Annotated in this window: 18 protein-coding genes; 14 read left to right on the forward strand and 4 right to left on the reverse strand. The window is 66.7% G+C overall.

All coding sequences use genetic code 11. The features are described from left to right. Window positions 1–40: 40 nt before the first annotated feature. On the reverse strand, window positions 41–1147 hold the full coding sequence (locus U5A58_RS01195) for an NAD(P)/FAD-dependent oxidoreductase (RefSeq protein ID WP_321959993.1): 1107 nt from the start codon (window positions 1145–1147) through the stop codon (window positions 41–43). A gap of 189 nt (window positions 1148–1336) precedes the next feature. Beyond that, a complete protein-coding gene (locus U5A58_RS01200; protein WP_321959994.1) occupies window positions 1337–1654 on the reverse strand; it encodes a DUF4148 domain-containing protein in 318 nt (105 codons plus the stop codon). 392 nt (window positions 1655–2046) lie between these two features. Between U5A58_RS01200 and U5A58_RS01205 the strand changes: the two genes are divergently transcribed. From U5A58_RS01205 to U5A58_RS01270, 14 genes are all read left to right on the forward strand, one after another. Continuing rightward, a complete protein-coding gene (locus tag U5A58_RS01205) occupies window positions 2047–2634 on the forward strand; it encodes a hypothetical protein (RefSeq protein WP_415774155.1) in 588 nt (195 codons plus the stop codon). 68 nt (window positions 2635–2702) lie between these two features. Then, window positions 2703–3503, forward strand: coding sequence for an endonuclease/exonuclease/phosphatase family protein (locus tag U5A58_RS01210; RefSeq protein WP_321907407.1), 801 nt, complete (start codon window positions 2703–2705; stop codon window positions 3501–3503). Between the two features lie 132 nt (window positions 3504–3635). Further along, window positions 3636–4280 (forward strand): LysE family translocator, encoded by a 645-nt coding sequence (locus U5A58_RS01215; protein WP_321959996.1) that lies wholly within the window; start codon window positions 3636–3638, stop codon window positions 4278–4280. 659 nt (window positions 4281–4939) lie between these two features. After that, complete coding sequence (locus U5A58_RS01220; RefSeq protein WP_321907404.1) at window positions 4940–5710, forward strand: ferredoxin--NADP reductase; 771 nt, start codon at window positions 4940–4942, stop codon at window positions 5708–5710. Between the two features lie 417 nt (window positions 5711–6127). Then, window positions 6128–7093: a sensor histidine kinase gene (locus tag U5A58_RS01225; protein ID WP_321959997.1), complete on the forward strand. Its 966-nt coding sequence runs from the start codon at window positions 6128–6130 to the stop codon at window positions 7091–7093. Next, window positions 7090–7746 carry a response regulator transcription factor RqpR gene (gene rqpR / locus U5A58_RS01230; RefSeq protein WP_321907401.1) on the forward strand — a complete coding sequence of 219 codons (657 nt, stop codon included), beginning with the start codon at window positions 7090–7092 and terminating at the stop codon, window positions 7744–7746. Before U5A58_RS01225 ends, rqpR begins: the two co-directional genes overlap by 4 nt. Window positions 7747–8046: 300 nt before the next feature. Beyond that, window positions 8047–9465 (forward strand): amino acid permease, encoded by a 1419-nt coding sequence (locus U5A58_RS01235; RefSeq protein ID WP_321959998.1) that lies wholly within the window; start codon window positions 8047–8049, stop codon window positions 9463–9465. A 436-nt stretch (window positions 9466–9901) separates the two neighbouring features. Then, window positions 9902–10399 carry a (2Fe-2S)-binding protein gene (locus U5A58_RS01240; RefSeq protein ID WP_321907397.1) on the forward strand — a complete coding sequence of 166 codons (498 nt, stop codon included), beginning with the start codon at window positions 9902–9904 and terminating at the stop codon, window positions 10397–10399. 14 nt (window positions 10400–10413) lie between these two features. Next, window positions 10414–12804 carry a xanthine dehydrogenase family protein molybdopterin-binding subunit gene (locus tag U5A58_RS01245; RefSeq protein WP_321959999.1) on the forward strand — a complete coding sequence of 797 codons (2391 nt, stop codon included), beginning with the start codon at window positions 10414–10416 and terminating at the stop codon, window positions 12802–12804. Between the two features lie 13 nt (window positions 12805–12817). Further along, window positions 12818–13615, forward strand: a complete 798-nt coding sequence (locus tag U5A58_RS01250; RefSeq protein ID WP_321960000.1) for a xanthine dehydrogenase family protein subunit M — start codon at window positions 12818–12820, stop codon at window positions 13613–13615. 78 nt (window positions 13616–13693) lie between these two features. Next, window positions 13694–14581: a MoxR family ATPase gene (locus tag U5A58_RS01255; RefSeq protein ID WP_321960001.1), complete on the forward strand. Its 888-nt coding sequence runs from the start codon at window positions 13694–13696 to the stop codon at window positions 14579–14581. Between the two features lie 5 nt (window positions 14582–14586). After that, window positions 14587–15819: a VWA domain-containing protein gene (locus U5A58_RS01260; protein ID WP_321960002.1), complete on the forward strand. Its 1233-nt coding sequence runs from the start codon at window positions 14587–14589 to the stop codon at window positions 15817–15819. Beyond that, window positions 15810–16382: a carbon monoxide dehydrogenase subunit G gene (locus U5A58_RS01265; RefSeq protein WP_321960003.1), complete on the forward strand. Its 573-nt coding sequence runs from the start codon at window positions 15810–15812 to the stop codon at window positions 16380–16382. Before U5A58_RS01260 ends, U5A58_RS01265 begins: the two co-directional genes overlap by 10 nt. Then, on the forward strand, window positions 16355–17377 hold the full coding sequence (locus U5A58_RS01270; RefSeq protein WP_321960004.1) for an XdhC family protein: 1023 nt from the start codon (window positions 16355–16357) through the stop codon (window positions 17375–17377). The genes U5A58_RS01265 and U5A58_RS01270 overlap by 28 nt, the downstream gene beginning before the upstream one ends. Window positions 17378–17396: 19 nt before the next feature. Here U5A58_RS01270 and U5A58_RS01275 read toward each other — a convergent pair whose 3' ends face one another. Together U5A58_RS01275 and U5A58_RS01280 are read right to left on the reverse strand one after the other, a co-directional pair. Further along, on the reverse strand, window positions 17397–18803 hold the full coding sequence (locus U5A58_RS01275; RefSeq protein WP_321946795.1) for a DUF308 domain-containing protein: 1407 nt from the start codon (window positions 18801–18803) through the stop codon (window positions 17397–17399). Window positions 18804–18988: 185 nt separating this feature from the next. Next, the gene (locus U5A58_RS01280; protein ID WP_321907385.1) at window positions 18989–19117 is read right to left on the reverse strand and encodes an MFS transporter small subunit; all 129 of its coding nucleotides are present in this window, start codon (window positions 19115–19117) and stop codon (window positions 18989–18991) included. Between the last annotated feature and the right edge of the window lie 7 nt (window positions 19118–19124).

Below are 19124 nucleotides of genomic sequence, written 5' to 3' on the forward strand. Positions count from 1 at the left end.
CGGCATGATGCCGCTTGGGCGGCAATGACGCGCCCACCGATCAATCGAACGAAGCCATCTCGCACACGCGCTGCGCGATCGCGAGCGACGCCGTGAGCCCCGGCGACTCGATGCCGAACAGGTTCACGAGCCCGCGCACGCCATGCGACGCCGCCCCCTGGATCATGAAGTCGGCGGGGGCTTCGCCCGGGCCGGAGAGCTTCGGGCGAATGCCCGCGTAGGCCGGCTGCAGCGCGCCGTCGGGGAGCGCGGGCCAATAGGTGCGGATCTGCGCGTAGAAGGAATCGGCGCGGCGTGGGTCGACGTCGTAATCGATCGCATCGATCCATTCGACGTCGGGGCCAAAGCGCGCCTGGCCGCCAAGGTCTAGCGTGAGATGCACGCCGAGGCCGGCGTCGTTGGGCATCGGGTAGATGAGGCGCGTGAACGGCACGCGCCCCGAAACGCTGAAGTAATTGCCGCGCGCAAGATAGAACGGCGGCACGTGGCGCGCGTCGAGCCCGCGGATGCGCTTGGCAAGCTTGGTGGCATAAAGGCCTGCGCTGTTGACCACGCAGGCGGCGCGGATGTCGATCGGCGCGTCGCCGCCAGTCTTCACGGTGAAGCCGCCGCCGAGCGCATCGATCGACTCGACCGGCGACTTCAGCGCGATCACGGCGCCGTCGCGCTCGGCGTCGCCTTGCAGCGCGAGCATGAGCTGATGGCTGTCGACGATGCCGGTTTGCGGCGAGTACACGGCGGCCACGCATTCGAGCGCCGGTTCGAGCGCAAGCGCCTCGCTCCCGCTGATGCGCGTGAGGTCGAACACGCCGTTTTCCTTGCCGCGCGCGCGGATCGCCTCGAGTTGCGGAATCTGGTTCGCCGCCGTGGCGACGAGCAGCTTGCCGCAGCGCTCATGCGCGACGTTGCGCGACGCACAGTACTCGTAGAGCATTTCACGCCCGCGCACGCAGAGCGTTGCCTTGAGCGAGCCGCGCGGGTAGTAGAGCCCGGCGTGAATGACCTCGCTATTGCGCGAACTGGTGCTGGTGCCGATAGCCTCGGCGGCTTCGAGCACGATCACCTCGCGCCCGCGCGCGGCAAGCGCACGCGCTACGGCGAGGCCGACCACGCCCGCGCCGATCACCACGCATTCGATCTGGTCCATGTCCCTGCGTCCCGCCTTCGCCGCGCCGGCAGACTGGCCGGCTGCGTCGCGATCCTCTCTGCCATGGGGCCAGCGGCGCAAAAATCGCGCCGCCGTATGACAAAAATTGTACGCTGCCCGGCGGCGAGGCTACGCCAGACTCTCGCCTGGAAAGAGCGGAAGGGAACAAAGAACGCGGCAGCTGGAGCGTCAGTTGGCGGCGCCGCGAACGTGGAAGAAGCCCGCCGCGGCCTGCTCGCGCGGCGCGGTATAACCGCCCATCGCATATTGCTGCGGATACGCCGGCGAATTCGGGTCCAGACTCAGTTCGCCGCCGTGAGCACGGGCGCTGGCCAGTTCGGCCTTCACTTCGGCGCGCGTCTTCGGGGCGGTGTGCGTGGCGACGGCCGCGACGGACAGCGATTGAACCGCCGCAGGCGCCGACTCGCCGCTTGCGAATGCGGGCGCGGCGGCAAGGGCGGTGGCGGCGCTGACCAGCAGGGCAGCAAGCGTGACGGACTTCTTCATGGCGAGGCTCCTTCGTGGCGATGCCCGGCAAGCTTTGCAACACATGCTGGCCAGCCGGTGCAATCCGAACAACGTGTTGGACACGTCGAGGCCAGTGTAAACACGAGCTATCGAAAAACCATCCCGATAAGGAACAAGTCTGCGTTGCAGTCACGACAACAATATGCGGCGAATCACCCCATCGAACTTATGGTTGTTGCACTTCAATAACTAATCGCTCGGCGCGCCACGGTTGAAGCGTGCCCGCCGCGTCCCCATGTCTGGATGAACCGCTGCGGTCCGGCGTTTGCGAACCCGGTATAGGATCGATGGTCAGAACGTATCCGCCCCGCCGTAGCGTTGCCGACACCGTCGCTTCGCGCGGCGCCGTGCACGGAGCCAGTCATATGAAGTTGTGGAAACATCGCCTTGCCGTGACGCTGTTCGCCGCTCTCGCGGGAACAAGCGCGTGCGCGCCGGCGCAAGCCCCGACGGCCTCATCGCCGCCGCCCCCGCCGCAAACCGCCTCCGCTGCGTCTGCTGCGGCGCCAGCAGCGGCACCTGTCACGCAGGGCGCAGTCCAGTGGGAACTGCAGGTCATGCGCGACGGCCAGCAAATCGACGCGTTCAATGCCACGACCTCGATCGGCCAGGCGCACACCGACACGCATCACAAAGTCGTCTCGCACAGCGTGGGCTGCAAGGACCAGCCGGCAGGCAGTATCGATCTGTCGCGCACGATCACCGTTTCGCCGCTGCAGGTGCGCGCGAACCAGGTCATCCTGTCGATCGACGCGCAGGAAACGCTCGAAACCGACGCCGCGCCGAGCACGCCCGAAGGCTGCCGGCTGCCGCCGCAGCCGCGCCAGGTGAATGCGAGCCATCCGGGCCTGATCGTGCCGGACGGGCAATGGGTGAGCTGGCAGATCGTCGACCAGAACCCCTCGCTTGCGTATCGAGTGCGCGCAACGCTGGCGCCGCCGTCCGCGTCCGCGCAGTGATACCGCACAGTGAGAACGCGCAGAGGCTAAGCATGACCCGGCGTGACCCAATCCGTTAGAAAAAACGCATGCGAAATCCCGAACAACCGCTCATCGACACCTCGCAGAGCAAAGACTTCGTCGCCGTGAGCTGGAATCTGCACAAGGGCCGCTCGCCGCTGGGCTTCGAGGCCTGGGAGGCCATGCGGCGCTGGGTGCAGTCCACCCACGCCGACGCCTGGTTTCTCCAGGAAGCGATGGCCCGCCGCCTGCCGCAGCCGGTGCTGGCCTCCGCCTTCGGCGCGCAGCTGGGCGACCCGCTCGACGACGTCTGGCACTGCCAGGCCACCGAAATCGCCACCGCGCTCGAATTGCAGATCGCCCTCGGGCCCAACGTGTTCAAGCCGTCGTGGCGGCACGGCAATGCGATCCTCTCGCCGCATCCGCTCGATCTGGGCGGACGCTGGGACATCTCCGCGCACCGCTTCGAGCGGCGCGGGCTGCTCGTTGCGCGCGCAAACGTCGCCGGGCAGTCCGTCACGCTGCTGTGCGCGCATCTTGCGCTCACGCGCAGCGCGCGGCTGCGGCAGATGAACTGGATCGCGCACTGGATCGTGAAGGAGGCGCCGCAGGGGCCGCTCGTGCTGGCGGGCGACTTCAACGACTGGCGCAACGACTCCGTGCCGCTGTTTGCCGAGCATGGCCTGCAGGAAGTCGCGACGCTGCTTGGCGAACCGGCGCGCACTTTCCCGGCGTTCTCCCCGGCGCTCGCGCTCGACAAGATGTTCGTGCGGGGCCTGAAGCCCGTCGAACTGATCCAGCCCGCGCAGGAAACCGCCTGGCTCTCCGACCACCTGCCGTACATGGCGCGCCTGCGCCTCGAAGACTGACGCGCTGAACCTGGGCGCGCTGCCCAGCCGAAGCATCCGCGCGACACTCACCCGATCGCGGCCAGCGGCGCGCGCGAGCCCACGCTAAGATGTCGGGTCGCGCGCGCCGCGCGTTTCGTCAGGTGTCCTCAGATGCATTACTTAGCCACGCTGCTGCAGATCGTTGTCGTCTATCTGTTTGCGCTCATCAGCCCAGGCCCGAACTTCTTCATGGTCACGCAGCTTTCGCTCGCCGGCCGCAGGGGCCTCGGCGTAGCGTCGGCCGCGGGCGTGGGGGTGGGCTCCACACTCTGGGCGGCGCTCGCCATGCTCGGCTTCGCGGCCGTGCTGCAGCACATTGGCTGGCTCTACAACGGCGTGCGCGTGGCGGGCGCGCTCTATCTCGTCTGGTTCGGGCTCAAGCTGCTGCGCTCGGGCGTGCGGCGGGAACTGGCCGCCGCGGCGCAAGCCGTCGTCGCACCGCTGCCTCCCGCCGACCGACGCGCCTGGCTGCGCACCTGGCGCGCCGGACTCATTACCTGCCTCACGAACCCCAAGTCGTGCGTGTTCTGGACCAGCGTGTTCGCGGCCGTGTTTCCGGCGCACCCGCCGCTGTGGTTCTACGGTGTCGCGCTCGCCACGGTCGCCACGATGTCGTTCGGCTGGCATTGCAGCCTCGCCTTCCTGTTCGCCGACGACCGCACCCAGCGCGGCTACCGCCGCCTGCGCCGGCCCATCGACGCGTTTTGCGGCGCCGCGCTGATCGGGCTCGGCGTGAAGCTCGCGGCCGACCGCTAGGGCGCGGTCACAGGTCTCGCGCGCCTCATGCATTTCACGCGCCGCGGCGCACTGCCGCACCATTGCTGCAGCGTCGAAAATGGCGCCATTACGCACGCATCGGCGCCTAAAAGTAGCGCCGAAACTGCCCCGCCAGCAGGGTCAATGCTGCGGGCTGTCAGAGCTTCCGGTATCATCTAGCCGAAAATTCGCACGCGCCGGTCGCCTGATCGGGATCTGGCGCGCGTTGCCAGCCGCACGAGACCCCGCTCTCGCGGGTCCTGGCAAGGTTCAGCGCGGGCCCGCGTGAGCGCGCGGCTGACCGCCGCCACCTTTTGCCGTCGCCAGCAGACCCGCCGATGCGCGCCGATACGTGTTGCGCCCGCGTGCGGGAGCCAGCACACACTGCCGCAGCGAGCCACCCTCCCTTGCAGCGCTTGGGGAACCCAACCCGGTTCAGGCGGATCGACAAGCGGCATCGAGCGGGATCACGCAGGTCTTCGCGGCTCGAGCGCGGTAAAATAGCGGATTGCGCTTCGTTCGCAGCGAAGCGAACTGGCAACACAACAGGGACTCGCGCATCCGGGTCCCGGGCATATCGTCAAAGACTACGCTGTACTGGACAGCAGGCCGGCAGGATCGCCGCAGTCAGGCGGCGCTTGTTTCGCACTTCAGGAACCATGAGCAAATTCACCGAAGAAACCGTTCTGAGCGTCCATCACTGGACCGACACGCTTTTCAGCTTCACCTGCACGCGCGACCAGGCCCTGCGGTTCGACAACGGCCAGTTCACGATGGTCGGCCTCGAAGTGGACGGCAAGCCGCTGATGCGCGCGTACTCGCTCGCGAGCGCGAACTATGAAGAGCATCTCGAGTTCCTGAGCATCAAGGTGCCGGACGGCCCGCTCACGTCGCGCCTGCAGCATCTGAAGGTCGGCGACAAGGTTCTGATCGGCAAGAAGCCCGTCGGCACGCTGGTGGCCGACAACCTGCTGCCCGGCAAGGTGCTGTGGATGCTCTCGACCGGCACGGGCCTCGCCCCGTTCATGTCGATCATCAAGGACCCGGACATCTACGACCGCTTCGACAAGATCGTGCTCACGCACACCTGCCGTTTCGTCGACGAACTCGCGTACAAGGACTTCATCACTCAAGAGCTGCGCGAGCACGAATACCTCGGCGAGATCGTGCGCGAGAAGCTCGTGTATTACCCGACCGTCACGCGCGAAGTGTTCGACAACCGCGGTCGTATCACCGAGCTGATCGACACGAAGAAGCTGTTCGAAGACCTCGACCTGCCGCCGTTCTCGCCGGAGCGCGACCGCATCATGCTCTGCGGCAGCACGCACATGCTGCGCGACACCGTCGAGCTGCTCGAACAGGCCGGCCTCAAGGAAGGCAGCAACAACGAGCCGGGTCACTACGTGGTGGAAAAGGCGTTCGTCGGCTGAGCGCCGCGCCCTCGTCGCCCGCGACTCGAAAAACCGGAGCCTTGCGCTCCGGTTTTTTTTCGCCCGGACGTTTTAATTTGGCCCCTTATTTTGCCGAGGATTTGCTGAGAAGGCAGTTACAGTTGTCACACAAATACGATACCTTTCCTGTCAGTATTTTTCCTACATGACAAAGACCTGCGACCTCATGCTACACCTGAGGTTTTGTCGCTAACCCTTGTCCAGCCTGAAGTTTTTTTATTTTTAAGATATTATCGCAGCGCAACATTGGATACACTGCGCCGTGTCCAGGGGCAGAGCCAGGTTGTTACTGGTTGTAAATTTCGTTACGCTGCGCCGTGCTGTTTGCCGTCACGCCGGAGAGTCCAATACCGACGGATGTCTGACAGCAGGAACCGGTTCCTGAACGGGGGATGGATGGAAACGTCGAGATATGCCGCGCCGAACGCGCGCACGCCTGCCGGCGATGCGCCGCGCGCCGCTCATGGCGTCGACGTTTTCGCTTTCCTCGCATGGTCCGCCGCCGACGAAGCGGCCACGGTGGCCGCGCTCGAAGACCTCGACCGGACGCTGTCCCACCGCAGCGCCGCCCAATCCATTCACGCCGACGAAGCCGCGCGCCACCGTCTCGCGCGCGACCTGCACGACAGCGTTGGCGCGGAGCTCGCCGCCACGCACTTCGCGCTCGCCAACGTTCACACCTGGCTGCCCGCCAACGCCCCGCCGCAATGCGCCGAGGCGCTCGCGCTCGTGGCCCGCTCGCTCGAAGCCGCGACTGGCGCGATGCGCCACGTGCTAGACGGCCTGCACGCGCCGCAACTCGATGCGGGCCTTGCTCCCGCGCTCTCGGGCTGGGTGCGAGGCTTCGCCGCGCGCACGGGCCTCGCCGCCCGCGTGGCCAACGCCAGCGACGACGCGCGCCTCGCACGTCTGCCTGCCGAGGCCGCGCTCGCCGTGTTCCGGGTCGCCCAGGAAGCACTCGCCAACGTGGCGCGCCATGCGCAGGCCACGTGCGCCGAGGTGCGGCTCGAAAGCACCGCGCGCCACCTCACGCTCACCGTCGCCGACGACGGCATCGGCCTCGTGCGCAGCGCCGGCCGCACGCGCCGCAACCCGTCGTACGGTCAGAACGACGGCAGCACCGAAAAACGCGACGCCCGCTCGGGTCACTACGGCCTCGCCGGCATGCGCGAGCGCTGCGCCGCCTTCGGCGGCTCGCTGCGCGCCGTCAAGGGCGGCCTCGCGCGCGCGGTTCACGACGGCGCACAGCACGAAGCCCCCCAGCGCGGCACGACCGTGCGCGCGCGCTTTGCCTGGGACGCGCTGCTTGCCGTCTCCCATTCCGCCTCGCCCCTCCTTATGAAAGAAGGCGCCCGCTCATGACCCATCGCATCCTGCTCGTCGACGACCATGCCGTCGTGCGCCAGGGCGTTCGCCAGTTGCTGCTCGACCGCGGCATCGCCACCGAGGTCATCGAGGCGCAAACGGGCGCCGAGGCGCTCGCCGCGATCGCGAAGCATGTGTGCGACGTGGTCCTGCTCGACATCTCGCTGCCGGACATGAACGGCGTGGAAGTGCTCAAGCGCGCCAAGAAAAAGGCGCCGCGCGTGCCGGTGCTGATGTTCTCGATGTATCGCGAGGATCAATACGCGGTGCGCGCGCTCAAGGCGGGTGCAGCGGGCTATCTCTCGAAGACGGTGGACGCCGCGCAGATGATCGGGGCGATCCAGCAGGTCGCCGCGGGCCGCAAGTACGTGAGCCCGGCCATGGCCGAAGCACTCGCCGACTACGTGCTGGTGGACGGCGAGCAACTGCCGCACGAGAAGCTCTCCGACCGCGAATACCAGACGCTGTGCATGCTCGCCTCAGGCAAACGTCTCACCGACATCGCGCACGCGCTCTCGCTTTCGGTGAAGACGGTGAGCGTCTACCGCACGCGCCTGCTCGAAAAAATGAAGCTCACCAACAACGCCGAGCTGACCTTCTACGTGATGAGCAACCGGCTCGTCGACCTCTCGCCTACCGTCAGCGCCTGATCCCAGCCGACATGGCGGCATCAAGGCTGCCTTCTCGCCACAACCCGTTGATCCGGAAATGAAATTCGCCGTTTGCGCGGGTCCCGGCAAGGATCGCGCTCGCGCGTCCCGGTTTGCGGCGGAATCGTCCGCGCAAAACGTACGTTTGCGACCCTGCTCAACCGGTCTCCCACAGTACATCCGCTAAAATTTAGGGTTTCCCCCAGACATCCGGCACGCGAAGCCGGCGAAGGCGGGGGTGGGTCGACCCACCGCGCCGGTTCCTCGCCTTCGCGCGTTTTAAGTGGAGTTCCCCGCCAAATGTCCCTCTTTCGCAAGAAGAACGTCGAACACATGCTGCAGGCGAGCGCGAAGGGCGCCGGCCTGAAAAAAGCACTCGGCGCGCTCGACCTCACCTTTCTCGGCATCGGCGCGATCATCGGCACCGGTATTTTCGTGCTGACCGGCACGGGCGCCGTGCAGGCCGGCCCGGCCCTCATGCTCTCGTTCCTGTTCGCGGCGGTGGCCTGCTGCTTCGCCGCGCTCGCCTACGCCGAATTCGCCTCGACCATTCCCGTGGCCGGCTCGATCTACACCTACTCGTACGCCACGCTCGGCGAGCTGGCCGCGTGGGTGATCGGCTGGGACCTGATGCTCGAGTACGGGCTCGCCACTTCCGCGGTCTCGGTGGGCTGGTCCGGCTACCTGCAGTCGCTGCTCTCCGGCTTCGGCCTCACGCTGCCCGCGGCACTCACGGCCGCACCCGGCGCCGTGCCCGGCGTGCACACGCTCTTCAACCTGCCCGCCTTCCTCGTGATGATGGCGATCACGGCGCTCCTCTCCGTGGGCGTGCGCGAATCCACGCGCATCAACAACATCATGGTGGCGATCAAGGTGACCGTGGTGCTGCTCGTGATCGCCGTGGGCGTGTTCCACGTCACCCCCGCGAACTGGCATCCGTTCATGCCCAACGGCTGGCGCGGCGTGTTCGGCGCCGCGGCCGTGATGTTCTTCGCGTTCATCGGCTTCGACTCGGTGTCTTCCGCCGCCGAGGAGGTGAAGAACCCCAAGCGCGATCTGCCTATCGGCATCATCGCCTCGCTCGCCGTGTGCGCGGTGCTGTACGTCGCCGTGGCGGCGGTCGTGACCGGCATCGTGCCCTCGCCGCGCTTCGCCCATGTTGGCCACCCGGTCTCGTTCGCGCTGCAGGTGGTGGGTGAAAACTGGGTCGCGGGCTTCATCGATCTGGGCGCCGTGCTCGGCATGCTCACCGTGATCCTCGTGATGAGCTACGGCCAGACCCGCATCATCTACGCGATGTCGCGCGACGGCCTCTTGCCCGCCAAACTGTCGAAGGTGCACCCGCGCTTCGCCACGCCGTTCTTCACGACCTGGCTCGTGGGCATTTTCTTCGGTTTGATCGGCGCGCTCGTGCCGTTGAACGTGCTCGCCGAACTCATCAACATCGGTACGCTCGCCGCGTTCTCGATGGTGTCGATCGCCGTGCTCGTGCTGCGCAAGACCCACCCGCACCTGCCGCGCGCGTTCCGCTGCCCGGGCGTGCCCGTGGTGCCGATTCTCGCGGTGGCCTCGTGCCTCTTTCTCATGATCAACCTCCAGCCGCTCACGTGGGTTGCGTTCCTCGTCTGGACCGGCTTCGGCCTGATCGTCTACTTCGGCTACTCGCGCCGGCATTCGCGCCTCGCGCACGCACCGCATGAGCCGGTGCATCACGATTGATCAGCGCGTGATCGTGCTTTAATCGCTGCACTGCAACGCAAACGGCCCGCCCCGAGTCATCGAGGCGGGCCGTTTTTTTACGCGCTTCGCAAGCATTCTGGAGGGTAAAACCCCGCGCAGCGGAATTCAGTAAAGTGTGCTTTACTGTCCGGGCGTCACCCCCAGGCTTCACTGAAGAGCAAGGCACCAGCCGGACCCAGATTCCGCTCCACCCGCACTTGTTCCACTCGCCCGAATCGCCTCGCGCGTTTTGCGCGGCGGCATGCGTTGCGCGCGCAATGAGGCGCAATGCTTGAGACGGGCAAGTTCGATTGCGGGCGGTTATGGCGGTCGATTCAGTGTAAAAAAGCGGGCCCAGGCAGGTCTCTATCCCATCACATGGTATGGGACCGGAGTCACGCGCAGCACCGGCTCCGGTCGACATTGGAGACAATCAATGACGATCAGTATTAGCCTCACGGTCAACGGCGCGCCCGTGACCGCCGAGGTCGAACCCCACACGCTCCTCGTCCAGTTCCTGCGCGAACAGCAGCGTCTCACCGGCACGCACGTCGGCTGCGACACGGCGCAATGCGGGGCCTGCACCGTCCACCTGAACGGCCGCGCGATCAAGTCGTGCAACCAGCTCGCCGTGCAATGCGACGGCATGGAGGTGACGACGATCGAAGGCCTCGCGAAAAACGGCACGCTGCATCCGATGCAGGCCGCGTTCCGCGAATGCCACGGCCTGCAATGCGGTTTCTGCACACCTGGCATGGTGATGTGCGCGACCGCGCTCGCCGCCGACAAGCCCGACCTCACTGAAGCGGACGTGCGCGAAGGCCTGGACGGCAACTTCTGCCGCTGTACGGGCTATCACAACATCGTGAAGGCCGTGGTCGCGGGCGCGCAGGAAATGCGCGCGGGCGCAACCGCTGCCGCCACGACGGCGTGACTCGGGAGGCCACCATGAACGCACCCGAACCCAATCGCATGATCGGCGCGCCGGTGAAGCGCAAGGAAGACTTCCGCTTCCTCACCGGCGCCGGCCAGTACACCGACGACGTCGTGCTGCCCGCGCAAACCTACGCCGTGTTCGTGCGCTCGCCGCACGCGCATGCGCGTATCAAGAGCATCGACACCAACGCGGCGAAAGCATCGCCTGGCGTCGTGGCTGTTTTCACCGGCGCGGACCTCGCGGCGGAAAACGTGGGCGGCCTGCCGTGCGGCTGGCTCATCCATAGCATCGACGGCACGCCGATGAACGAGCCGCCGCATCCCGTGATCGCGCACGAGAAAGCGCGCCACGTGGGCGACCAGGTCGCACTCGTGATCGCCGATTCGGTCAAGGCCGCAAAGGACGCCGCCGAACTCGTCGAAGTCGATTACGAAGAACTGCCCGCCATCGTCGACACGGCGCACGCGGCCGACGCGGGACAGCCGCTCGTGCACGACGGCGTGGCGAACAACACCTGCTACACGTGGGGCCACGGCGACAAGGCCGCGACCGACGCCGCGTTCGCCCAGGCCGCGCACGTAACGACGCTCGACATCGTCAACAACCGGCTCATTCCAAACGCCATCGAGCCGCGCGCCGTGAACGCGAGCTACTCGCAGCACGACGACAGCTACACCGTGTACGTGTCCAACCAGAACCCGCACGTCGAGCGCCTGCTCATGGCCGCGTTCGTGCTCGGGCTGCCCGAAACAAAGCTGCGCATCGTCGCGCCCGACGTGGGCGGCGGCTTTGGCTCGAAGATCTTTCTGTATGCCGAAGATGTCGCGCTCACGTGGGCCTCGAAGAAAATCCGCCGTCCGGTGAAGTGGACCGCCGAACGATCGGAGTCCTTCATATCCGACGCACACGGCCGCGATCACGTAACGAAAGCCGAACTCGCGCTCGACAAAGATGGCAAGTTCCTCGCCATGCGCGTGCACACCACGGCGAACATGGGCGCGTATCTCTCGACGTTCGCTTCCAGCGTGCCGACCATTCTCTACGCCACGCTGCTCGCGGGCCAGTACACCACGCCCGCGATCTACGCAGAAGTGAAAGCCGTGTTCACGAACACGGTGCCGGTGGACGCATATCGCGGCGCAGGGCGTCCGGAAGCCACCTACGTGGTCGAGCGTCTCGTGGAAACGGCCGCACGCGAGATGAACATCGATCGCGCCGAGATCCGCCGCCGCAACTTCATCACGAGCTTCCCGTATGCCACGCCTGTGGGCCTCACCTATGACACAGGCGACTACGAAGCATGCCTCGGACGCGCGCTCGAACTCGCCGACGTCAACGGCTTCGCCGCGCGGCGCGACGCATCGAAGGCGCGAGGCTTGCTACGAGGTCTGGGCTACTCATGCTACATCGAGGCGTGCGGGCTCGCGCCATCGAACATCGCCGGTGCGCTTGGCGCGCGTGCGGGCCTGTTCGAAGCGGGCGAGGTCCGCGTGAACCCGACCGGTTCCGTCACGGTGTTCACGGGCTCGCACAGCCACGGCCAAGGCCACGAGACGACCTTCGCGCAGGTCGTATCCGATCGATTAGGCGTGCCGATCGAGCAGGTCGAGATCGTGCATGGCGACACGGGCCGCATTCCGTTCGGCATGGGCACCTACGGCTCGCGCTCGATCTCGGTGGGCGGCTCGGCCATCATGAAGGCGCTCGACAAGATCGAAGCGAAGGCGAAGAAGATCGCCGCGCATATGCTCGAAGCGGGCGTGGAGGACATCGAGTTCGTCGACGGCGTATTCCGCGTGGCAGGCACCGACCGCACGAAGACCTTCGCGGAAATCTCGCTCGCCGCGTACGTGCCGCACAACTATCCGCTGGAGACGCTCGAACCGGGCCTCGACGAAAGCGCGTTCTACGACCCGACCAACTTCACGTATCCGTCGGGCGCGTATCTCTGCGAAGTCGAAGTCGATCCCGAGACGGGCGAAACGCGCATCGAACGCTTTACCGCCGTGGACGACTTCGGCAACGTCATCAATCCGATGATCGTCGAAGGCCAGGTGCATGGGGGTCTGGGCCAAGGCATCGGCCAGGCGCTGCTCGAACAGTGCGTGTACGACAACGAGAGCGGCCAGCTGCTCTCGGGCTCGTACATGGACTATGCGATGCCGCACGCGTCGGATGTGCCTTCGTACACGGTGGAAACCGCGAAAGGCACGCCGTGCACGCACAATCCGCTTGGCGTGAAGGGCTGCGGCGAAGCCGGCGCGATCGGCTCGCCGCCCGCCGTCATCAACGCGATTCTGGACGCACTCTCGCCGTTAGGCGTGAAGGACCTGCAGATGCCGGCCACGCCGCATCGGGTATGGCAAGCAATCCAGGCCGCGCAGGCCACTTCACAACCTTGAGCGGAGGCGCTCCATGTACGCATTCGACTATCAGCGCGCGACTGACGCGCAAGGTGCCGTGAAAGCCCTCGCGGCCGATGCCGACGCCAAATTCCTCGGCGGCGGCCAGAGCCTGCTCGCGGCGATGAAGTTGCGCCTCGCGCAGCCCACCACGCTCGTGGATGTCACCCGCATTCCCGAGCTCAAAGCCGTGCAGGTGGACGGCAAGGTGGTGAAGATAGGCGCGGCCGTGTGCCATGCCGACGTCGCCGAAAACGCGCAGATCCGCAACACGCTGCCGGCGCTCGCGGACCTCGCGGGCATGATCGGCGACCGCCAGGTGCGCGCGCTCGGCACGCTCGGCGGCTCGCTCGCGAACGACGACCCCGCCGCCGATTATCCGGCTGCGGTGCTCGCGCTGAACGCGACGGTGGTGACGGACCGGCGGCGCATCGCGGCCGACGACTTCTTCCTCGGCATGTACGAAACGGCGCTGGAGCCCGACGAGCTGATCGTGTCCGTCGAATTCCAGGTGCCCGAGCGCGCGGCCTACGAGAAGTTTTGCAATCCGGCCTCGCACTTCGCGCTCACGGGCGTGTTCGTCGCGAAATACCCCGGCGAGGTGCGTGTGGCCGTCACGGGCGCCGGGCCATCGGTGTTCCGCGAAGGCGCGCTGGAAAGCGCGCTGAAGACGAACTTCGCGCCCGAGGCCGCACGCGCGGTAAAAGTCGCCGACGACGACCTCAACACTGACCTGCACGCGAGCGCGGCGTATCGCGCGCACCTCATACCGGTGCTCGCGGCGCGCGCGGTGGCGAAGGCCAACGGCTAGGCTAGTCCCGAGGGCGAGCGCTTCCTCTTTTGCACGGAAGCGCTCGCCGCCTTTGATCCGCGCCAGCACGACAGACTCATGCAATCCGCCTCGATCGACGACACCCTCGCGCAGCTCGAAGCGCGCGGCTATTTCGCGAGCCGCGAGCTCGCCACGGCGCTCTTTCTCGCGCTGCGCATGGAGCGGCCGCTCTTTCTTGAAGGCGAGCCGGGCGTGGGCAAGACCGAACTCGCGAAGGCCGCCGCGGCGATGCTCGGCACGACGGTCTTGCGCCTGCAATGCTACGAAGGGCTCGACACGGCGAGCGCGCTCTACGAGTGGGACTACCCGCGCCAGATCATGGCGCTGCGTCTTGCCGAAGCCGCCGGCGAAAAGCCACGCAACGACACGCTCTACCGCGACGAATTTCTTTTGAAGCGCCCGCTGCTGCAGTCCCTGCAACCCGATCCGCAGAATCCTTCTGCACGCCGCGTGCTGCTGATCGATGAAATCGACCGCGCCGACGAACCGTTCGAAGCCTTCCTGCTCGAACTCCTTTCGGACTTCCAGGTATCGATTCCCGAGTACGGCACCGTGCACGCGAGTACGCCGCCGCTTGTCATCATCACCTCGAACCGCACGCGCGAAGTGCACGACGCGCTCAAGCGGCGCTGCCTTTATCAATGGCTCGGCTACCCCGACCGCGCGCGCGAACTCGCGATCGTGGCTGCGCGCGCACCTGAAACCTCCCCGGAATTGCAGCATCGCGCCGTGGCGTTCGTGCATCAGCTGCGCACCATGGACCTTTTCAAGGCGCCCGGCATTGCCGAAACGATCGACTGGTGCCGCGCGCTTTCCGCGCTCGCCGTGACGGAACTCGATCCGCAATCGGTGCAGGACACGCTGGGCGTGCTCCTCAAGTACCAGGACGACCTCGCGCAGCTCGACGCGCAACGCATCGCGCAAACGCTCGCGCTCGCGGAGTGAGCACGATGTCCGCAGCCGCGAACGAAACCGCCTCGATCAACACCCTGCCCACGTTCGCGCGCAACGTCGTGCATTTCGTGCGCGTGCTGCGCGGCGCGGGCCTTCCGATGTCGCCGTCGCGCGCCGTCGACGCGATCGAAGCGCTGCGCCATATCGACCTCGGCCGCCGCGACGACGTGCATGCGGCGCTCGCCGCGCTCCTCACGAGCGCGCCCGACGAGCGCGAGATCTTCGACGCCGCCTTCGCCCTCTTCTGGCGCGATCCCGATTTCGAAGGCAAGCTGCGCGCGCTCTTGTTGCCGAAGGTGCAAGGCGGCGTGCCGCCGCCGCGCCGCAACAACCGCCTCGCCGACGCGCTCGCCGCACGCCCGGCCACCCGCCCCGGCGCGAAGCCGCCGCCCTCGCACGAAGAGCACGAGTTGCGCGCGCATGCCACGTTCAGCGCCGAAGAACGCCTGCGCCAGCGCGACTTCGACACGCTTTCCGCCGACGAATGGCGCGCGCTGCGCCACCTGATCCGCGCACGCCGCCTGCCGCTCGCCACCGAACGCACGCGGCGCCTGAAGGCATCGTCGCACGGCACGCACGCCGATTTGCGCGCGAGCGCGCGCCACGCAGTGCGCGCGGGCGGCGACTGGACCGTATGGAAATATCGCGCGCCCGTGGAGCGCAAGCTGCCGCTCGTGCTGCTGCTCGACATTTCGGGCTCCATGAGCAGCTATTCGCGTGCGGTGCTCTACTTCTGCCACGCGTTATTGCAATCGCGCGAACGCCTGCAGGTGTTTCTGTTCGGCACGCGCCTCACGCACGCCACGCGCGCGCTGCGCGAACGCGACCCCGATGTCGCGCTTGCGCAGCTCGCCACCCAGGTTGCGGACTGGTCGGGCGGCACGCGCATCGGCGCGACGCTGGCCGAATTCAACCGCCGCTGGGCGCGCCGCATGCTCGGCGGCCGCGCGACGGTGCTGATCGTCACCGACGGGCTCGATCACGATGAATGCAGCCTGCTCGGCGAGGAGATGGCGCGCCTGCACCGCTTCGCGCACCGCGTGACCTGGCTCAATCCGCTCTTGCGCTACCGCGATTTCACCCCCAAAGCGCGCGGCGTGCAGGCAATGCTGCCGCACGTCGACGCGCATTACCCCGTCCACAATCTCGACAGCCTCGAAGCGTTCGCGCGCAGCCTGTGCGAAGCCGCGCCGGTTGCACGTACGCAAGGAGCCACACGATGGAGTTGACCGAAAGCCACACGCTGCCGGTGCCGCAACAGCGCGCCTGGGAAGCGCTCAACGACACGGCGATCCTCAAGGCGTGCATACCGGGCTGCGAAAGCATCGAAGCCGATGGCGAGAACGCCTACGCTGTCGCGCTGACCGCCGCCGTGGGTCCGGTGAAGGCGCGCTTCAAGGGCCGCATGCAGCTCGCCGACATCGAAGCACCAAACAGCTATACGATCGTCTTCGAGGGCCAGGGCGGCGCAGCGGGCTTCGGCAAGGGCGACGCGCACGTGAAGCTCGAATCCGCCGGCGACGAGTCGACCACGCTCACGTACACCGCGAACGCCCAGGTGGGCGGCAAGCTCGCCCAGATCGGCTCGCGCCTCGTGGACGGCGCGGCGCGCAAGATCGCAGGCGAGTTTTTCAAGCGTTTCGGGGAACAGCTCGGCAGCGACGCGCAGCACAATACCGACGAAGCGGCGACGCCTGCCGCGAGCGACGCAGAAGGCGAGCCGCAAGGCGAAAGCGCAGAGGAAACACCGAAGAGGAAACGATCATGGACAGCGTGGATCTCGAAGTCCTGAAATCCAGCGTGAACTGGCTCGACGCAGGGCACCGCGCGCTGCTGGTGACAGTGGTGAAAACGTGGGGCTCGTCGCCGCGCCCCGAGGGCGCGATGCTCGTGGTGCGAGACGATGGCCACGTGGTCGGTTCCGTTTCGGGCGGCTGCATCGAGGACGATCTGATCGACCGCGTGCGCCGCGAAGGCGTCACGATCGCCAGACCCGAGGCGGTGAAGTACGGCATCACGGCTGAAGAGGCGCATCGTTTCGGACTGCCATGCGGCGGCACGATCCAGCTCGTGCTCGAACCGCTCTCGGAGGCCTCGGGCATTCGCGAACTGCTTCAAACCGTCGAGCGCGGCGATCTGGTTGCGCGCACACTCGATATGGCGACCGGCCACGCCACGCTCGGCCCCGCAAAAGCGACCGATGGCGTGGACTTCGACGACGCGCGCCTGCTCACGATTCACGGCCCGCGCTACCGCATGCTGGTGATCGGCGCGGGGCAGCTCTCGCGCTATCTTTGCCAGATCGCGGTGGGGCTCGACTACCAGGTGACCGTGTGCGACCCGCGCGAGGAATACACCGACATCTGGGACGTGCCCGGCACGGCGCTCGTGCGCACCATGCCCGACGACACCGTGCTCGACATGAAGCTCGATGAACGCTGCGCCGTGATCGCACTCACGCACGACCCCAAGCTCGACGACCTCGCGTTAATGGAAGCGCTCAAGACCCCCGCGTTTTACGTGGGCGCGCTGGGCTCGCGGCGCAACAACGCGGCACGGCGCGAGCGGCTCAAGGAGTTCGACCTGAGCGAAGCGGAACTCGCGCGGCTGCATGGCCCGGTGGGCATTTACATCGGCAGCCGCACGCCGCCGGAGATCGCGGTGTCGATCCTCGCGGAGGTCACGGCGGCGAAGAACGGTGTGTCCCTGCCGACCATTCTCCAGGTGGAAGGCGCCAAGGCCGCGCGCGAACACGCGGCGGGTGCGGGATCGACGTGCGACGTGTGAGGCCGGTTTGTTGTTAGCTTCACGCGTGAGGCGAGCGCCCGTCGCGATCGGCCTCGTGCTTGCGCTCGCGCTCGTGCCTGCGCTCTCGTCTTAACATTCGCGCGCGCAGCGATCTGAGCATGCGCGTCCATCCCGAAGGACGCGGGTCCGCCAGCATGCTCAGCGCGCGAGCGTAGTCGAGCGTGAGTCCCGGCGTCCACGCCATTGTCTGGCCGCGTTTGCGCACCTGCGCCGCCACCCATAGCTCCGGCGTCGTGAGCATGCGCGCGAACGCGAGCCACCCGTGGCCCCACACACGCGGCGTCGCGCCTTCGAGCGCCGCCTCCAGCGCGTGCGAAACCGTGCTCGAGCAATTGCGGTGCGTGAGGTTATAGGTCGTGTCCTCGCGATAGCGCTGCCAGAAGCTTTCCAGCCGAAGCGGATCGTAGTTGCGAATGCGCACCTGACGCGTGGACGGACACCACGCCTGCGACTCCGTTACGTAGTCGGGCTGGAAAAGGCCCGGCACGTCGTTCTCGCGGGTCGCGCGCAGCGTGCGCGTGAATTCATCGGGAGAACGATCGATTTCCACGGCCGGATAGAGGCTGATGTACACGCGCTCGGGCGATTCGAGCGCGGCGTGCCCCGTGGAAATCACGCCATCACGATCGACGGCGGCAATATAACGGTCGATGAGCGGCTGGCGCCGCGCCTCGGCTCTCGAAGTGCCCACTGGCGTCCACACGTGTACCGTGAGCGCGTGCTCGTGCGGCGCGGGCGGCCCGTCGAACACGGTTTGTGCGAGTCTCTGCGCCTGGCCTTTGGCCGCATTCGCCGCGCCCACCGCGCTCGCCACGAGCGCTGCCGCGCCGCCCTGCGCCGCCGCCGGATTCACGGCAAGCCGGCGCGCGCGCAACGCGAGCAGCAGCAGGTTCCAGCCGGCGAACATCAGAATGAGCCCGAGGCAGTACGGCACGGTGCCCTTGTAGTGCGTGGGATAAGGCTGGTAGAGAAAGATGGCGATGGCGATCTGCAGCGCGCCGCCCGCCAGCGCGAGACGCCACGTGCGATAGCGCACGACCCAGGCCGACGCGATCTGCAGCAGGCCATCGGCGAGAAAGAGCGTGGCGAACACCATCGAAATAATGAACGACGCGTGCCGGTAGCCCGAAAGCACGAGCACCGCAGTGATGCAAAAACCGAAGCCCTTCACATAGCGCAGCGTGCGCTGGCCGCCCATGCCGGTCCATGCCACCGCGAGCGTGGCGAGGCCTTCGATCAGCAGCAGCCACGCGAACGGCGCGATATGGAAATACAGCACGCCGTCGAGTGCGTCGATAAAGAGCGCCGCGCCCACGAGCGCGCTCATCACGCCCACGGCCATCACGCCGCGCCAGCGCTCGCGCAGATACTCCACGCCTAGCAGGATCATCATGATCCGCACCATCGTCCGTCTCCGGATGCCGCGTTACGAAAACGCATCGTACTGCCGTGCGGCGAGGGATCGCCACAAGCGTGCACGCGACTACGCGCCCCCAAAAAAACTGCGGGCCGCGACTCGCGTCGGCGGCCCGCAGTACGGGTTTTTTGCGGGCGGCTCGCGCCGCCTCGCTTCACTTCAACGTCGAGGCATCAGCCGAACAGCTTCATCGCCTGCGTGAGCGTGTTGGTCACGCCCCACACGAGCGGCACCAGCACGTAAAGCCAGAAGATCGCCATCAGCGCCGTGTTTGACGATTTCGGGGCAGCTTGACTAGACATTGCGCGT

It is taken from the genome of Paraburkholderia sp. J7, assembly GCF_905220155.1.
GTDB lineage: Bacteria > Pseudomonadota > Gammaproteobacteria > Burkholderiales > Burkholderiaceae > Paraburkholderia.

Bases quoted from the DNA above. Each gene is read 5' to 3' on its own strand.
- U5A58_RS01250 (WP_321960000.1), top strand. From the start codon at position 12,818: ATGTACGCATTCGACTATCAGCGCGCGACTGACGCGCAAGGTGCCGTG.
- U5A58_RS01235 (WP_321959998.1), top strand. From the start codon at position 8,047: ATGTCCCTCTTTCGCAAGAAGAACGTCGAACACATGCTGCAGGCGAGC.
- U5A58_RS01215 (WP_321959996.1), top strand. From the start codon at position 3,636: ATGCATTACTTAGCCACGCTGCTGCAGATCGTTGTCGTCTATCTGTTT.
- U5A58_RS01275 (WP_321946795.1), bottom strand. From the start codon at position 18,803: ATGGTGCGGATCATGATGATCCTGCTAGGCGTGGAGTATCTGCGCGAG.
- U5A58_RS01280 (WP_321907385.1), bottom strand. From the start codon at position 19,117: ATGTCTAGTCAAGCTGCCCCGAAATCGTCAAACACGGCGCTGATGGCG.
- U5A58_RS01195 (WP_321959993.1), bottom strand. From the start codon at position 1,147: ATGGACCAGATCGAATGCGTGGTGATCGGCGCGGGCGTGGTCGGCCTC.
- U5A58_RS01220 (WP_321907404.1), top strand. From the start codon at position 4,940: ATGAGCAAATTCACCGAAGAAACCGTTCTGAGCGTCCATCACTGGACC.
- U5A58_RS01265 (WP_321960003.1), top strand. From the start codon at position 15,810: ATGGAGTTGACCGAAAGCCACACGCTGCCGGTGCCGCAACAGCGCGCC.
- U5A58_RS01270 (WP_321960004.1), top strand. From the start codon at position 16,355: ATGGACAGCGTGGATCTCGAAGTCCTGAAATCCAGCGTGAACTGGCTC.
- U5A58_RS01245 (WP_321959999.1), top strand. From the start codon at position 10,414: ATGAACGCACCCGAACCCAATCGCATGATCGGCGCGCCGGTGAAGCGC.
- U5A58_RS01200 (WP_321959994.1), bottom strand. From the start codon at position 1,654: ATGAAGAAGTCCGTCACGCTTGCTGCCCTGCTGGTCAGCGCCGCCACC.
- U5A58_RS01255 (WP_321960001.1), top strand. From the start codon at position 13,694: ATGCAATCCGCCTCGATCGACGACACCCTCGCGCAGCTCGAAGCGCGC.
- U5A58_RS01210 (WP_321907407.1), top strand. From the start codon at position 2,703: ATGCGAAATCCCGAACAACCGCTCATCGACACCTCGCAGAGCAAAGAC.
- U5A58_RS01225 (WP_321959997.1), top strand. From the start codon at position 6,128: ATGGAAACGTCGAGATATGCCGCGCCGAACGCGCGCACGCCTGCCGGC.
- U5A58_RS01240 (WP_321907397.1), top strand. From the start codon at position 9,902: ATGACGATCAGTATTAGCCTCACGGTCAACGGCGCGCCCGTGACCGCC.
- rqpR (WP_321907401.1), top strand. From the start codon at position 7,090: ATGACCCATCGCATCCTGCTCGTCGACGACCATGCCGTCGTGCGCCAG.
- U5A58_RS01260 (WP_321960002.1), top strand. From the start codon at position 14,587: ATGTCCGCAGCCGCGAACGAAACCGCCTCGATCAACACCCTGCCCACG.